Raw genomic sequence first — 15020 nt, 5'->3', positions numbered from 1 at the left:
TCCCGCTGCCGTACCTCCCCAGCCACCGCCATGGGAGTAGCCGCGCGCCATGCCGGAGTGATAGTGATAGCCACCGTAGTATCGCGGCCCGCCCGCGTGGTAGCCGGGGCCGCGATAGTAGCCATAGGCGCGATAGCCGCGATCGCGGTGATAGCCGCCGTAACCGTAGTAGAAGGCAGGGCCGTAGAAGCCGCCATAGTAGGGCAGCGCGTAGTCGTACCCATACCCGTAGGCGTAAGTGCCAGGGGGATAGGCTATGCCACCCTCGTAGAACCCGTAGGGATCGTAGGGGTTGTAGCTGTCGTAAGGGTCGTAATAAGGGTAGCCGGCGCATGCGCTCACGCACAGCACTGTCACTGCTAACAACAAGCGGAGCAAGGCGCGGTGCATGGGGCTTCGGGTTCGCCAACGGATCGCGCCCGGCGGGCGCCGGACGATAACAATGAGAGACTGTGATCCGCTGAGCGGTTCAGTGTCGCGCTGGCTGGCGCCCGCACGGCGCCTGCCAGAGATTCAGGCGGGCGCCCGGGCCAGTTCGGCCGCGCGCGAAAATGTGTCTCGGACTTGCGGCTGGCCTTCGCGCGCCGCTGCCTCGGACCTGGCCGTCAAGCGCTCGATCAGCACGCTCAGGTTATTCCCCTGCGGGGCGGTCTTGCTTGCGCGGCACTGACCGACGGCCTCGCGCACGACCTGTCCAAGTTCCTCGTTCACATCCGCGCCATCGAAGGCGCTGATCGACAGGGCGGAAATCTGCTCGAGGTAGAGATTGACCAACGCTTCGTCGTGTACCGGTTCGGGCATTTCCGTCTCCTTGGCATTATGGACTGGGTCCAATCCATTGTAGTAGGCCGCATGCCCGACGCATGTCGGCACAAGGCCTACAGGGCGGCTCCCCTGCGCAGGGCTTGCGTCAGGTCAAGGCCAGTTGATACTGATAATGATTCCCATTTGTGTGATCCGTGGCTTTCTCTTACAATCGGCGCTCGTCTGGGGTACGGCAAGGTGCCCCGGGCCAACCGTCTTGCCGAGGTAATCGAAATCATGATGCTGCAGATCCCCGATGTGCTGACAAAGGCGCAGGTTGCCCAATGCCGCGCCTGGATGGATGCGGCTGAGTGGACCGACGGCAACGCCACTTCCGGGCATCAGTCGGCGCTGGCCAAGCGCAACCTCCAACTGCCCGAAGGCTCGCCGGTGGCGCGCCAGGTAGGCGACCTGATCCAGGATGCGCTGGGCGCCAATCCGCTCTTTATCTCGGCCGCGCTGCCGCTCAAGGTCTATCCGCCCTTGTTCAACCGCTACGAGGGCGGGCACGCGTTCGACAACCATATCGACAACGCGATCCGCCACCTGCGCGGCACCAACTTCCGCGTGCGCAGCGACCTCTCGGCAACGCTGTTCCTGACGGAGCCGGAAGACTACGACGGCGGCGAGCTGGTGGTGGAGGATACCTACGGGCAGCAACGCGTGAAGCTGCCAGCGGGGCATATGGTGCTGTACCCGGCCACCAGCTTGCATCACGTCAGCCCGGTTACGCGCGGCGCGCGCGTGTCGTCATTTTTCTGGATCCAAAGCATGGTGCGCGACGAGGGCCAGCGGTCGGTGCTGTTTGAGCTCGATACGCAGATCCAGCGGGTCGGCCAGGCACTAGGACACAAGGACGCGGCCGTGGTGGGGCTTACCGGCGTGTATCACAACCTGCTGCGTCGCTGGGCCGACGCCTGAGCGGCGGCGTGGGCAATGAGGGGAACGGGGGAGGGAGCGAAGCGGGGAGGGGATGTTGAGGCAGGGGGCTTCGGCTTGATGCTTTGGCTTGATACTCGCGAATCGCCGGCATTGGCCAGCGATTCGCGATGCAGGGTGCAGCGAGGCTAACGGCGATCCCGGTGCTGCGGCGGCAACGGGACCATGGCTACGCGTCGTCGCGCGGGCTTGAGCGCGCGCTGCATCGGCCAGAACACGTATTGGGTATGCGGATCCATCGGCTTGCCGAAGTAGGACACCCACACCTGCACGCCCTGTTCGGTTTCTGCAACGATGGCAGCCACTGCGCGGGCTGCGACTGCGGGAGATTTGAGCAAGGTGGCCAGCGCTTCGACACCTTGGACCACGTGGTGCTTGACACCACTGAACCATGCGTATTGACGCATGGCTGACAACAAACGCTCGGTCATGAACTCTGGTGTTTGGTTGGAAGTAAAGATCAGACCGGAGCTTACACGCTTTGTTCAGTGCTGATTGATGGGACCTGTCTATCGCTTACCCTGAGTCATCGGATGTCCCTGTCCCTGTCCCTGCCGCGAGTGCCGGGCCCGGTGCCTTTCGTCATCGCGTCAATGCGTCAATGCGCTCGTGCCGATCGGCCGCCACATTGACAACGCAAGGGCCGAGGATTAGCGTCATCAACAGGACCATCCGACCCTTGAAGCCTTCCTGGGAGCTTGCCGATGACCGAAGACATGCTGCTGCAACTGATGGTGGAAGTCGAGAAGGAGGACCCTATCGACTATGCCGACCTGCCCTTCGACGACGCCACGCTGCGCGCGCTGGTGTGCCGCTTGGTGGCGCAGCGCTCCAGCGCCATGGAGACGGCCGGCATGCCGGTGGACGCGATGCTGGCGACCATGTGGGCTTCCACCGCCAAGCTGGTGCTGGAGAACATGGTGCTCAACGCGCGCCTGCTGACGCTGCAGGGCTTGCCGGACGACGCCAACGCGCTGATCGACCGCATCGCCCGGCAATCCCGCGGCACGCCCTGAGGCGAGGCCGCCCTCCGGCCTCTTAGGCCGCTTGCGCCGCCGATCCTGAGCAATGGATCGGCGTGTGGCGTATCGCTATCTTCCAGCAGGGCGCCTCCCATTTCGATACACTACGGGTTTTCGCCCCCGACACCGTCGCGTTGCCCGCGTATGCAACTGCGCGCGGTACTGCTGATATGGAGGATTTCGGGTGATCAAGTGGATAATCGTCGCGGCGTACCTGGGAGCGATCCTGTACGTGCATTTCCGTGGCAAGGTGAGGCTGCGCATCTGGCGCCAGTTGCTCGACCATTCGGCCCTGGTGGCCCCGGTCAACTGCTTCATGTATGTATTTTCCGGTGTGCCGCGCACGCCCTACATCCCCGTCGAGCGCTTTCCCGAGCTGGAGAAGATCCGCGCCGCGTGGCCGGAGATCCGCGACGAAGGCCTGGCCCTGGCTGCCATGCGCAAGATCAAGGCGGCCGACAAGAATAACGATGCCGGTTTCAACTCGTTCTTCAAGTACGGCTGGAAGCGTTTCTACCTGAAATGGTATGAAGCCCGCCATCCGTCGGCCGAGGTCCTGTGCCCGCGCACGGTGGAGCTGCTGCGTGGCCTGCCGAGCGTGAAGGCGGCGATGTTCGCCGAGCTGCCGCCTGGTGGCAAGCTCAACCCGCACCGCGATCCGTTCGCGGGCTCGCTGCGTTATCACCTGGGCCTGGCCACGCCTAACGACGACCGCTGCTTTATCGAGGTCGACGGCGAGCGCCATAGCTGGCGTGACGGCGAGGGCGTGGTGTTCGACGAGACCTACCTGCACTGGGCGGAGAACAAGAGCGACAGCAACCGGCTGATCCTGTTCTGCGACATCGAGCGTCCGATGCGCTTCGGCTGGGCCGGCAAGGTCAACCGCTGGCTGGGCCGCAAGGTCATGACCGCGGCGAGCTCGCCCAACGAAGAGTCCGACCAGACCGGCATGATCAACCGCCTGTTCCGCTTTGTCTGGATTTGCGGCCAGTATCGCCGGCGTTTCAAGGCGTGGAGCCGGCCGGCTTACTACGTGGTCAAGTTTGGCCTGATCGCCGCCGGCGTGGCGCTGATCGTGTACCTGTAACGATCGAAAGCTCGAAAGCTCGAAAGCTGGAGAGCTGGAGAGCGCGAATACAGAAGAAGAAAGGGCCGGCTGATGCCGGCCCTTTCTTTTGCCCATCGGCGGTGGCCTATCGGCGGCGGCGCTCGCGCTCGTCGTCGAGCGCCTCGTAGTGGGCGCGCTTGGCCTGGTACATGCGGGCGTCGGCCAGCTTGACGGCGTCGCTCAGGCGGTCCGTTGCGCTGCAGCTTGCGGTGCCGATCGACAGGCTGAGCGCGGTGCCCGGATAGAACTGGTTGTTGAGCTCCACCACCTGGTGGATCTGCTCGACCACTGTGGCCACGCTGCGCTCGTCGCGCGCCGGCAGCAGCACCATGAACTCGTCGCCCCCGACCCGTGCCACGCAGACCTGGTCGCCCACGGCCTTTTTCAGCGCCTCGCCGGTGCGGCGCAGGAGCGCATCGCCGTCGCCGTGGCCGAGCTGGTCGTTGACCTGCTTCAGGCCGTTCAGGTCGACCGCGATCACGCTGACCGGCCACGGGCCCTTGCGGCCCAGCCGCGCGAGCTCGTCTTCGTAGTAGGCGCGGTTGTAGAGCTTGGTCAGTACGTCGTGCTTGCCGAGGAATTCGACGTAGGCCTCGGCCTTCTTGCGCGCGGTGATGTCGGTCAGCGACACCAGCACCTGGTCCCATTCCGCCTCGCGGCCGGGAAACACCGACCACTGCATGAACACGTCCACGGCCCGGCCATCCAGCGCGTAGTTGATGACTTCGCGCTGCTGCCAGAGTTTCTCGTTCCAGAGGTCGATCAGCTGCTCGGCGAACTGGATGCGCATATTGTCGCGGAACACGTCGCCCAGGCGCGAGAGCAGCTCTTCCTTGGTCGACGCGCTGAACATCAGCAGGGTTTGCTGGTTGACGTCGAGCACGCGGATTTCCTGCATGCAGCGCGAAATGAAATCCGGATGCACGTTGAGGAAGGTGCGGAAATCCGAGATGCCCGCGCCGCGGACTTCATCGAGCAGCACCTTGACCGCGCTGAAATCCTCGACCCACAGCGAGACCGGCGAATGCTCGAACAGGCCCAGCGCGTATTGTTCGCTGCGGCGCAGCTCGCGTTCGGTGGCCACGCGCGCAGTGATGTCCTCGATCGACAGCAGCACGCGTTCCCAGGTGGCCTCATGGCCGGGCATGACGGTGGCATCCAGGCGGATGTCCAGCCTCTTGCCTTCCAGCGTGTAGTTGACGGTCTGGCTTGAAAAGCGCAATTCGCCRTCCCACAGCTGGCCGAGCTCCTCGACGTGCTGGTCGAACATTTCGTCGCGAAAGACGGTGTCCAGGTTATTGACGAGGTCGGTGAGGTCGGCGGCGCGGAAGAGGTCCAGCGTGCGCTGGTTCACGTCCAGCACGCGGATCCGTGCCGAGCAGTGCGCGACTTCCTCCGGATTGGCGCGCAGGTGGCCGCGCAGGTCGGTCACGCCCCGCGCGCGCAGGGCCTGGAAGTGCTCGCGCACGGCGCTGAAGTCTTCCAGCCACAGCGAGACTGGCGCCAGCTGGAACAAGGCTTTGTATTCGTTGTCGGTCCGCGGCGTGTCGGTCGTTGCTATCAGTGCGTCTTTTCCCAATCCCTATCCCCATCCCAATCCCGTTTGGCGCGGGCCAGTGGCTGGCACGCGTGTGGCACGGCTGGCTTTGTGCCGCCTCGGATTTACCGGGGCCGCCGCCATGCTCGCTACGAGCGATAGCATAGGGCAGCAGGGGAGGGAATGGGTGATGTGTGGCGTAAATACCCACACGTGGCGCCCGCCGTCGCGTCAGCCCTGGCGGGAGAGCTCGGCGATGCGCGCGGGTGCGTACCGGTGCTGCGCGTTCTCTTGCTCGGCGATCAATTGCAGCGTCGCCGCCTGCAGCAGCGAGCCGGCGGTCAGGTGCGAGGCCAGGGTGCGCAGTTCATCGAGCTTGCCGCTGGCAGCGGAGTTGGCATGAGTCATCTCGGTCAAGGTCTGGACAGGAACCCGGCCGATGGTATCGGCAAGCCCGGGGGGGCTGCTTTGTCCCTGGTCATGCTCCGTGCGTGCGGCGTTGTCTTTTGTGTCCAGGCCAGCCCTGGCATCGGTGCGCGCCAGGCGATGCGCCGGGTCGGCGCGGCGGGCGGTGCAAAGGCGCAGGGCGAAGCCCACGGTGTCGATGGCGAGCGGAAGGGAGGGATGTGGCATCTGGTTCTCCTTGGGAGCGCGGCCTGCCAGTTTCGGCAATGTTCGCAAGAATGCCGGGCCGGTCCGCCGCTGCCTAGTGCGCTGCGATGAACGGCGCGATGCCAGGAACGAATGGTGGCGCGAGGCGACGGATGTGGCGCGCCATGCCCGTCGCCTGCCCTCCATCATCGGCCGCTATGGCCGCTACGGCTGGTCCGCCAGGCGCGCCACCACCGCAGCGAGCGTGCGCAACGCGCGTTCGATCTCTGGCGTGATCGGCGTGCCGCAATTGAGCCGCAGGAAATGGTCGAAGCGGTTGGAGTTGGAGAACATCACGCCGGGCACGACGCGGATGCCCGCCGCCATGGCCTGGTCGAACACAGCTTCGGACGGGACCGAGCCCGGCAGCTCGACCCACAGGTGCAGGCCGCCGTTCGGGTTGGAGGCACGCGTGCCAGCGGGAAACTCCGCGGCAATCGCCTGTGCCACCTGCGCACGCTGGCTGCGCAATTGCTCGCGCAGGCGCCGCAGGTGCCGCTCGTACGCGCCGGAACCCATGAACTCGGCCGCCGCCATCTGCGCCAGCAACTCGTTGGGCCGCGACTGGCTGTACTTGAGCATTTCCACGCGCGCCTGCCACTTGCCCGCGGCGATCCATCCCAGCCGCATGCCAGGCGCCAGGATCTTGTGCAGCGAGGCACAATGGATCACGCCGCCGCTGCGGTCCCAGGCCTTGAGGGCAGCCAGCGGCGCGTCCCCGTCCGCCAGGGCGGAGAAGCAATCGTCCTCGATCAACGCGATGGCGCGCGCATCGCACCAGGCCACCAGCTGCGCCTTGTTGGCGTCCGGCATGATGCTGCCCAGCGGATTCTGCAGGTTCGGCACCACTACCACGGCGCGTATGTTGTCGTAGGTCTGCGCGGCCAGCTCCAGCGCTTCAAGCGAGATGCCGGTCTGCGGGCTGCTGGGAATCTCCAGCGCGCGCATGCCCAGGCTCTCCAGGATCTGCAGCAGGCCGTAGTAGGTGGGCGACTCCACGGCAATCACGTCGCCGGGCTGTGCCACCGCCCGCAGGGCGAGGTTGAGCGCCTCGGTGCAGCCGTGGGTCACCAGGATGTCTTCCGGCGCGACCGTGATGCGCGAGAGCAGCGCGTTGCGCGCCAGCACGGCGCGAAAGGCCGGATGGCCGCTGGCGTCGGCCGCGCTGCCAAACAGCTGGGGATGCAGGCGCAGCGCGCGCGCCGCCGCATTGCGCAGGCCTTGCGCCGGGTACAGCGCGGGCGCGCCGCAAGCGCCGGCAAAATTCACCGCGACCGGTTGCTGGCGCCCGCGCGCGGTGATGGCGGAGATGCGCTCATGGATGCCCACGTATTGCGCGGGGTCGGGCAGCGTGGCGGCAGGCTCTTCGATCGGCGCCAGCGGCTTGTGCCGGCGGTGCCGCACGAAGTAGCCCGAGCGCGGCCTAGCCTCGAGCAGGCCATCGCTTTCCATCTGCCGGCAGGCCTGCAGCGCGGTCGACAGGCTCACGCCGTGCAGCTCCATCAGCGTGCGCACGGAGGGCACGCGGTCCCCCGGCTTCAAAACGCCCGTTTCGATGGCGTGCAGGTAGTGCTGGGCAAGCTGGCGGTAGAGGGGGGTGGATTCCATGCAGCATGGTGGCGCGGCGGCGGCCGGCGCAACAGGTACAGATCAGGGTCTTCTGTATCGTAACAGATGGTTTGTTATGCCTCTGTTGCGGTTCACAAGACAGAGGCGTGTGCCTGTTTCGGTCCGGCCTGCATCGGTAGTCTGGAACCCTGTCAAAGCCAGGGAGCCGGCATCATGCAAAACTATCGTTCAGACCCGATCGTCCCCACTGTCCAGCCCGTCCAGCCCACGCGCGCCAAGCTGGCTAGCGCCGAGCCGCAAGCGCAGGTGCTCGACCTGGAAAGCGGCCGCGTGCTGCGCTTCCATGCCAAGGCCGGCACGACCCTGTGCGTGCTGGAGGGCGAAATCGAACTCACCGAGGCGCCGCGCTGGCTGGCCGGCACCGTGTGGCGGCAGCCGCGCCGCCTGCCTGCCGGCAGCGTGGTGGCGCTGTCGCCCGGCTGGGTGGAAATGCTGGCCCGGCAGGCGGCCACGCTGGGGCTGCAGGCACCCGCGGCCGGGCCCTGGTGGACCCGCTGGCTGCGCCCGGCGCAGGCATGAACAGAGGGAGCGCAACGAAGGGGGATGAGCCGGCGCAGGCCTCGCGCACACCTGGCCGGGACGGCCGCCCCGGGGTGGTCAGTCCTGCTGGCCGTGCGCGCTCAGCATGGCATGGGCCACCAGGTCCAGGGCGGGCCGCGTGTCGCCGTTCTTGTCGGTCCAGACCTTGGGCGTGAGGCTGCCTGACAGCGCGACCGATTCGCCGTCCTCCAGCGCCAGCAGCCCTGCGCGCACCTTGTCGGCGAACGCGATGACATTGACGATGACGGTGTCGCCATCGTTGATCGCGGCCTTGAGCTTGGCGGTCACGTACTGGCTGCCGCCCTGGCCGGAACGTTCGCTGGCGTGGCCGTGGAGCCGGCCGCTGACTAGTGCGTCGATCATCTTTCTTCCTTGCTGGTTATCTTGCCGGGGTGCGGAAGATCTCACAATTTCGCGCGCTCGTGGCAGAGAATGCGGGCCCTGGCGCTAAAAACGATAAAATTGCGGTCCGGCCAGCCCAACGCTCAACCAGAGTGCAGTCCGCGCCCCTTCCAGGGCCGACCCACCGGCCGCAGAATTCCAGGTTCCCATGCTACGTCTAAGTGAAGTCAAACTCCCGCTCGACCACGCCGAGAGCGATCTCAAGGCCGTGGTCCTCGCCCGCCTCGCCGAACTCGGTGTCAAGGCCGATGGCCTGACCGGGTTCACCGTGTACCGCCGCGCGCACGATGCCCGCAAGCGCTCCGATATCAAGCTCACCTACATCCTCGATATCGCGGTGAAGGACGAAGCCGCGGCGATCAAGCGCATGGCCGGCAAGCCGAACTGGAGCGTGACGCCGGACATGGCTTACCGCTTCGTCGCACAGGCACCCGCACCGGGTACCACGCTGCGCCCGGTGGTGATCGGCATGGGCCCGTGCGGCTTGCTCGCCGGCCTGATCCTGGCGCAGATGGGCTTCAAGCCCATCATCCTGGAGCGCGGCAAGGAAGTGCGCGAGCGCACCAAGGACACCTTCGGCCTGTGGCGCAAGAGCGTGCTGAACCCCGAGTCGAACGTGCAGTTCGGCGAGGGCGGGGCGGGCACTTTCTCCGATGGCAAGCTCTACAGCCAGATCAAGGACCCGAAGCACTACGGCCGCAAGGTGCTCGATGAGTTCGTCAAGGCCGGCGCACCGGAGGACATCCTCTATCTCGCGCGCCCCCACATCGGCACCTTCCGCCTGGTCAGCATGGTGGAGAAGATGCGCGCCGAGATTTTCGCGCTGGGCGGCGAGGTCCGCTTCGAGACCCGCGTCGAGGACGTGGATATCGAGGGCGGCAAGATGCGCGGCCTCAAGCTGTCCAACGGCGAATACCTGCAGGCCGACCACGTCGTCCTGGCGGTGGGCCACAGCGCGCGTGATACCTTCGAGATGCTGCATGAGCGCGGTGTGTTCATGGAGGCCAAGCCGTTCTCGCTGGGTTTCCGCATCGAGCATCCGCAGGGCATGATCAACAGCAGCCGCTTTGGCAAGTTCGCTGGCAACAAGCTGCTGGGCGCCGCGGACTACAAGGTGGTGCACCACGCCAGCAACGGCCGCGCGGTCTACAGCTTCTGCATGTGCCCGGGCGGCACGGTGGTGGCCGCGGCCTCGGAGCCGGGCCGCGTCGTGACCAACGGCATGAGCCAGTACATCCGCGCCGAGCGCAATGCCAATGCCGGCATCGTGGTGGGCATCACGCCGGAGGATTTCCCCGGCGGCCCGCTGGCCGGCATCGCCTTCCAGCGCCATTGGGAAGAGCGCGCCTTCGAACTTGGCGGGCGCAACTACAACGCGCCGGCGCAGCTGGTGGGCGACTTCATCGCGCGCCGGCCGTCCACGGCGATGGGCACGGTCGAGCCCTCTTACAAGCCGGGCGTCACGCCGACTGACCTGTCCACCGCGCTGCCCGACTACATCATCGAAGCCATCCGCGAGGCGCTGCCCGAACTGGACAAGAAGATTGCCGGCTTCGCCATGCATGACGCGGTGCTGACCGGCGTGGAAACGCGCACGTCGTCGCCGCTGCGCATCCGCCGCAAGGACAACTACCAGAGCATGAACGTGGAAGGGTTGTACCCGGCCGGCGAAGGCGCTGGCTATGCGGGCGGCATTTACTCCGCGGCCATCGATGGCATCGAAGTGGCCGAGGCCGTGGCGTTGAGCATCGTCAACGGCAAGGCGGCCTGAGCGAGCCCAGGCTGGCTTAGCGCCCGGCAGCCTGGGTTGCTTCGAGCCAGGCCGCCGCTCCCAGCCCGGCCGCGCGCCCGCTGGCAAAGCATGCGGTCAGCAGGTAGCCGCCGGTGGGCGCTTCCCAGTCCAGCATCTCGCCGGCGCAGAACACGCCCGGCACGGCGCGCAGCATCAATTGCGCGTCCATCGCCTCGAACGCGACGCCGCCCGCGCTGCTGATCACTTCATCGATCGGGCGCGCGCGCAGCAGGCGCACGGGCAGCGCCTTGAGCGCTGCCGCCAGCCGCGCGGGGTCGGCAAATTCTTCCTTTGACAAGCATTCGCGCAGCAAGCCGGCCTTGACACCGGTGATGCCCAGCTTGCTCTGCAAGTGGCTCGATAGCGAGCGCGCGCCGCGCGGGCGCTGCACCGCTTCGGCCACGCGTTCAGCCGGCAGGCCTGGCGCCAGGTCGAGATGGATCGTGGCCTCGCCGGTGGTTTCGAGCAGGTCGCGCATTGGTGCGCTCAGCGCATAGACCAGGCTCCCCTCGATGCCGCCGGCCGTGATGACGAACTCGCCCTGGCGATAGTGCTCCACGCCATCGCGCTCGCGCAGCCCGATGGCCACGGCCTTCAGCGGGTGGCCGGCAAAACGTGTGCGGAAGTGCTCGCTCCAGGCTACGTCGAAGCCGCAGTTGGCGGGGCGCAACGGGGCGATGTCCACGCCGCGCGCTGCCAGCAGCGGTACCCATGCGCCGTCGGAACCCAGGCGTGCCCAGCTGCCGCCRCCAAGTGCCAGCACCGTGGCATCGGCCTGGACCAGCAGCTCGCCCTCGGGCGTGCCAAAGCGCAGCTGGCCCGACGCATCGTCCCAGCCCAGCCAGCGACGGCGCATATGGAACTGCACGCCGGCCTCGCGCAGGCGGTGCAGCCACGCGCGCAGCATCGGCGCGGCTTTCATGTCGGTGGGAAAGACCCGGCCCGAGCTGCCGACGAAGGTCTCGATGCCGAGGCCGTGCACCCAGCCGCGCAGCGCTTGCGGATCGAAGCCGGCCAGCAGCGGTGCGATTTGCGCGCTGCGCTTGCCATAGCGCCCGAGGAAGGGCTGCGCCGCTTCGGAATGCGTGAGGTTCATGCCACCGCGCCCGGCCATCAGGAACTTCCGGCCAACCGAGGGCATGGCGTCATACACGTCCACGCGAAACCCGCGCGCGGCCAGCACCTCCGCCGCCATCAGGCCTGCGGGGCCGCCGCCGATCACGGCAACGCTGGCGGCGGGGAGGGAGGCGGCGGGTGCAGACATGGGTTGAATCCGGGGCAAGGCGGTCGATCGCGCAAAGGGGCGCAAGGCAGGGTGCGGCGGATCGGATTATATAGGGCAGGGGCAACTGCTAAGATCGCCCCTTCCCTTGTGCCACTGGTCTCCCGCGCCTCCCATGCCCTTGCCGTCCCGCTTGTCGTTGCCTCTTCCCGCCGCGCGGGCCTTGGTTCTGGTCTTGCTGGTCGTGCTGGGCCTTGTGGCCGGCGTGCACCCGGCGCTCGCGCAGGAAACCGCGCAGGGGTTGCAGGAAAAGGCGATGAAAGGCGATTTCCTGTCCCAGCGCAACCTCTCGTACTGCCTGCAGTCCGGGTGCCTCGGGCTGGAGCGCGACCGCGTCAAGGCTTGCATGTGGCGCAAGGTGATCGTGCTGTCCGGCGAACGCCACGTCACCGACCTGGACACCGCCAACCTGGAGTACGTCTGCGCAAAGCTGAGCACGGCCGAGCGTGACGCGGCCATGCGCCAGGCCGAGGCGCTGGCCAGGCAGATCTACGGGGCGCGCCGCTGAGTCCCTTTGCCCTTTGCCCTTTGGCCCGCCGAGGCGGGGGGTTAAAATGGCGGTTTAGCGCAGTCACGCATCGCCATGCCCACCGCTTCGCCATCCACCCAGTCCATCGTAGGCGCCACCCAGCAATGGCTGGAGCGCGCGGTGATCGGCCTCAACCTGTGCCCCTTCGCCAAGGCGGTGCACGTGAAGCGGCAGATCCGCTACACGGTGAGCGATGCCACCGATACCGAGGGCGTGCTTGCCGATCTCGAAACCGAGTTGCGCACGCTCGCCGATGCCGACCCTGCCGAGATCGACACGACCCTGCTGATCGTGCCACGCGCGCTGGCCGGGTTTCTCGACTACAACGATTTCCTCTATTTCGCCGAGCGCTTGCTCAAGAGCCTGCGCCTGGCGGGCATCCTGCAGATTGCCAGCTTCCATCCGCATTACGAGTTCGGCGGCAGCGAGCCGGACGACATCGAGAACTACACCAACCGCGCGCCTTACCCCATCCTGCACCTGCTGCGCGAAGACAGCATCGCGCGGGCCGTGGCGGCTTTTCCCGATGCGTCGGATATCTACGAGCGCAACCAGGAAACCATGCGCCGGCTCGGCCACGACGGCTGGCGCAAGCTGATGACCGAGGCCGGCGGGACATAAAAAACGCGCCGTGGAAGCGGCGCGTTTCAGCTTGTGGACAGCAGCGCGCCGTTGGCATGGCGCGAGTCAGATTCAGCCGGCGGCAGCCGGCTCCTGCGTATAGAAGCGCGCTTCCATCTCTTCCAGTCCCAGCGTGCGCAGCACTTCGTTCAGCCGCTCGGCCGGGCGGCGGCGCGGCAGGTCCTTGTACTGCGCGATGATGAGCTCGTTCTTCATCGAATGCTCCCAGCCCACCAGCTCGGTCACGCTGACCTGGTAGCCGTGCGCCTCCAGCTGCAGGCAACGCAGCACGTTGGTCACCTGGCTGCCGAACTCGCGCGTATGCAGCGGGTGGCGCCAGATCTCGGTCAGCGGATTGCCGGCCAGCAGCTTGCCCTTGTTCTTGCGCAGCACGCCGGCCACCTCGGCCTGGCAGCACGGCACCACCACGATGTACTTGGCGCGCTTTTCCAGCGCGAAGCGGATCGCATCGTCCGTGGCCGTGTTGCACGCGTGCAGCGCGGTGACGATGTCGATGGTGGGCGGAAGCTGATTGGACGTGATCGAATCCGCGACCGACAGGTTCAGGAACGACATGCCCTTGAAATCCAGCCGGCTGGCGAGCTCTTGCGAGCTGCGCACCAGTTCCTCGCGCGTCTCGATGCCGTAGATGTGCGACTGGTCGAGCTGCGCCTTGAAGAACAGGTCGTACAGGATGAAGCCGAGGTAGGACTTGCCGGCGCCGTGGTCGACCAGCGTCACGTCGGGGTGATCCTGCTTGAGGTCCTGCAGCAGCGGCTCGATGAACTGGAACAGGTGGTAGACCTGCTTGAGCTTGCGGCGGCTGTCCTGGTTCATCTTGCCGTCGCGCGTGAGGATATGCAGCGCCTTGAGCAGCTCGATGGACTGGCCGGGACGGATTTCGTGGGGACTGGGCGCCGGTGCGGCGGGCGTCTTGGACGCCGGGGACTTCTGGGCCATCTGGGATGTCTGGAACCTGGGGAAAAGCGGTGAGGCGTGCGCCAAAGCCGGACGACGCTGCGCCGGTACAACGGCAGTTTACCGAAAGTCGCGCTTGCCCGGGCGAGTGGTGCAACCGGCGCATGCCGGCGCCGCCTCGCCAGGCCCCCTGAACAGCCCGCTAAACAGCCCGCTAAAGCAGGCAGTAATCCACGGGTACGAGCGGCGGCGGCAGCGCGGTCTCGCCCAGCGCTTCCTTCATGCCGATTTCGATGGTGCGGCAGAGCGCATCGAGCGGCAGGTCGTTGGCACTGGTGCCGAACGGTTCTTCCAGCTCATCGCCCAGCGCATCCAGGCCGAAGAAGGTGTAGGCGACGATGGCCACCACGACGGGCGTGACGAAGCCGATGGTATCCACTAGCCCGAACGGCAGCAAAAAACAATACAGGTAGGCGGTACGGTGCAGCAGCAGCGTGTACGAGAACGGGATGGGCGTGTTGTGTATGCGGTCGCACGCCACCGCCGTGGCCGTCATGGCCGACAAGGTGTCGTCGATGCCGGCGGCGAGGCAGGGCTCGACGCGGTGCTGCCGCACGCACTGGCCCAGGTCTTCGCCCATGCGCATCATCAGTAAGGCGGGCGCATTGGTGCTGCGCTGCAGGTCGGCGAGCTCCGCCGGGCGCAGCCACGCGGAGTCCAGGCCGGTGGCGGCGCTGGCGCCGCGCAAACGGTTGCGCAGCGTGTACGCGTAGGCAATCGTGCGGGAGATCATGCGCACGCGCGCGTCGCTCAGGCCCGCCGGTTTATGGCCGGCGCTGTCCGGCACGTTGTCCGCGATCAGGCTGAGGCATTGCCGTGCCAGGTTCTGGCTGCGCACCACCAGCTCTCCCCACAGCTTGCGCCCTTCCCAGAAGCGATCGTAGGCGGCGGTATTGCGAAAGCCCAGGAAGATGGCCAGCGGCAGGCCGATCAGCGTGAAGGGGATGGCCGTGAGCGTGACCTTGTGCTGGAAGAACGCGCCGTGGCTGAGCGTGACGGCAACCGCTACCAGCAGGTTCACCAGCAGCACGCGCCAGATGCGCGACAGGATCGAGCCTCGCAGGACCAGGAACAACCTCAGTCCCGATGGGCGGTCTCGCACAATCATCTGTGATCCTCTGGCATTGCGGCACGGCGTTCCGTCGATGGGCAGAAGTGTACATTTTTCGCCATGGCGGTGGGTTGC

At 66.4% G+C, this 15020-nt stretch carries 17 protein-coding genes; 7 read left to right on the top strand and 10 right to left on the bottom strand.

Translation table 11 applies throughout. From position 1 onward, the window contains the following. Window positions 1-342, bottom strand: a 342-nt coding sequence (locus tag AB4061_RS28355; RefSeq protein ID WP_441639568.1) for a hypothetical protein, incomplete at its 3' end; no start/stop codon positions are given. Between the two features lie 171 nt (window positions 343-513). Next, entirely contained in the window at window positions 514-801 is a 288-nt protein-coding gene (locus tag AB4061_RS28350; RefSeq protein ID WP_441639567.1) for a hypothetical protein, read from the bottom strand. 240 nt (window positions 802-1041) lie between these two features. Here AB4061_RS28350 and AB4061_RS28345 point away from each other — a divergent pair, with 240 nt between their 5' ends. Beyond that, a complete protein-coding gene (locus AB4061_RS28345; protein WP_267605928.1) occupies window positions 1042-1725 on the top strand; it encodes a Fe2+-dependent dioxygenase in 684 nt (227 codons plus the stop codon). Between the two features lie 146 nt (window positions 1726-1871). Here AB4061_RS28345 and AB4061_RS28340 read toward each other — a convergent pair whose 3' ends face one another. Beyond that, window positions 1872-2174 carry a hypothetical protein gene (locus AB4061_RS28340; protein WP_082054800.1) on the bottom strand — a complete coding sequence of 101 codons (303 nt, stop codon included), beginning with the start codon at window positions 2172-2174 and terminating at the stop codon, window positions 1872-1874. 273 nt (window positions 2175-2447) lie between these two features. Here AB4061_RS28340 and AB4061_RS28335 point away from each other — a divergent pair, with 273 nt between their 5' ends. Continuing rightward, complete coding sequence (locus tag AB4061_RS28335; RefSeq protein WP_441639566.1) at window positions 2448-2759, top strand: hypothetical protein; 312 nt, start codon at window positions 2448-2450, stop codon at window positions 2757-2759. Between the two features lie 190 nt (window positions 2760-2949). Beyond that, a complete protein-coding gene (gene lpxO / locus AB4061_RS28330) occupies window positions 2950-3852 on the top strand; it encodes a lipid A hydroxylase LpxO (protein ID WP_441639565.1) in 903 nt (300 codons plus the stop codon). Between the two features lie 106 nt (window positions 3853-3958). Here lpxO and AB4061_RS28325 read toward each other — a convergent pair whose 3' ends face one another. The 3 genes from AB4061_RS28325 to AB4061_RS28315 all read right to left on the bottom strand — a co-directional run bounded on the left by AB4061_RS28325 (window position 3959) and on the right by AB4061_RS28315 (window position 7669). Then, window positions 3959-5434: a sensor domain-containing diguanylate cyclase gene (locus AB4061_RS28325; RefSeq protein ID WP_441639573.1), complete on the bottom strand. Its 1476-nt coding sequence runs from the start codon at window positions 5432-5434 to the stop codon at window positions 3959-3961. A gap of 207 nt (window positions 5435-5641) precedes the next feature. After that, window positions 5642-6043 (bottom strand): hypothetical protein, encoded by a 402-nt coding sequence (locus tag AB4061_RS28320; RefSeq protein WP_441639564.1) that lies wholly within the window; start codon window positions 6041-6043, stop codon window positions 5642-5644. A gap of 183 nt (window positions 6044-6226) precedes the next feature. Beyond that, entirely contained in the window at window positions 6227-7669 is a 1443-nt protein-coding gene (locus tag AB4061_RS28315; protein ID WP_441639563.1) for an aminotransferase-like domain-containing protein, read from the bottom strand. 174 nt (window positions 7670-7843) lie between these two features. Here AB4061_RS28315 and AB4061_RS28310 point away from each other — a divergent pair, with 174 nt between their 5' ends. Further along, window positions 7844-8209 carry a hypothetical protein gene (locus AB4061_RS28310; protein ID WP_441639562.1) on the top strand — a complete coding sequence of 122 codons (366 nt, stop codon included), beginning with the start codon at window positions 7844-7846 and terminating at the stop codon, window positions 8207-8209. 78 nt (window positions 8210-8287) lie between these two features. Here AB4061_RS28310 and AB4061_RS28305 read toward each other — a convergent pair whose 3' ends face one another. Then, entirely contained in the window at window positions 8288-8593 is a 306-nt protein-coding gene (locus AB4061_RS28305; RefSeq protein ID WP_150986262.1) for a single-stranded DNA-binding protein, read from the bottom strand. 187 nt (window positions 8594-8780) lie between these two features. On the opposite strand from AB4061_RS28305, the gene AB4061_RS28300 reads away from it, so the two are divergent. Continuing rightward, on the top strand, window positions 8781-10403 hold the full coding sequence (locus AB4061_RS28300) for an NAD(P)/FAD-dependent oxidoreductase (RefSeq protein ID WP_441639561.1): 1623 nt from the start codon (window positions 8781-8783) through the stop codon (window positions 10401-10403). A 16-nt stretch (window positions 10404-10419) separates the two neighbouring features. On the opposite strand, the gene AB4061_RS28295 is transcribed toward AB4061_RS28300, so the two are convergent. Further along, entirely contained in the window at window positions 10420-11688 is a 1269-nt protein-coding gene (locus tag AB4061_RS28295; protein ID WP_441639560.1) for a TIGR03862 family flavoprotein, read from the bottom strand. Window positions 11689-11821: 133 nt separating this feature from the next. Here AB4061_RS28295 and AB4061_RS28290 point away from each other — a divergent pair, with 133 nt between their 5' ends. Both AB4061_RS28290 and AB4061_RS28285 read left to right on the top strand, forming a co-directional pair. Further along, a complete protein-coding gene (locus tag AB4061_RS28290) occupies window positions 11822-12214 on the top strand; it encodes a hypothetical protein (RefSeq protein ID WP_441639559.1) in 393 nt (130 codons plus the stop codon). A gap of 75 nt (window positions 12215-12289) precedes the next feature. After that, a complete protein-coding gene (locus AB4061_RS28285; RefSeq protein WP_441639558.1) occupies window positions 12290-12856 on the top strand; it encodes a DUF1415 domain-containing protein in 567 nt (188 codons plus the stop codon). Between the two features lie 72 nt (window positions 12857-12928). On the opposite strand, the gene AB4061_RS28280 is transcribed toward AB4061_RS28285, so the two are convergent. Both AB4061_RS28280 and AB4061_RS28275 read right to left on the bottom strand, forming a co-directional pair. Continuing rightward, window positions 12929-13816 (bottom strand): class I SAM-dependent methyltransferase, encoded by an 888-nt coding sequence (locus AB4061_RS28280; RefSeq protein ID WP_441639557.1) that lies wholly within the window; start codon window positions 13814-13816, stop codon window positions 12929-12931. A 172-nt stretch (window positions 13817-13988) separates the two neighbouring features. Then, on the bottom strand, window positions 13989-14942 hold the full coding sequence (locus AB4061_RS28275) for a bestrophin family protein (protein WP_441639556.1): 954 nt from the start codon (window positions 14940-14942) through the stop codon (window positions 13989-13991). Window positions 14943-15020 lie beyond the last annotated feature (78 nt).

This window comes from Cupriavidus sp. YAF13, assembly GCF_052113425.1.
Classification (GTDB): Bacteria; Pseudomonadota; Gammaproteobacteria; order Burkholderiales; family Burkholderiaceae; genus Cupriavidus.
The sequence above is the reverse complement of the archived record's forward strand: the minus strand, read 5'-3'. Positions and strand labels throughout refer to the sequence as shown.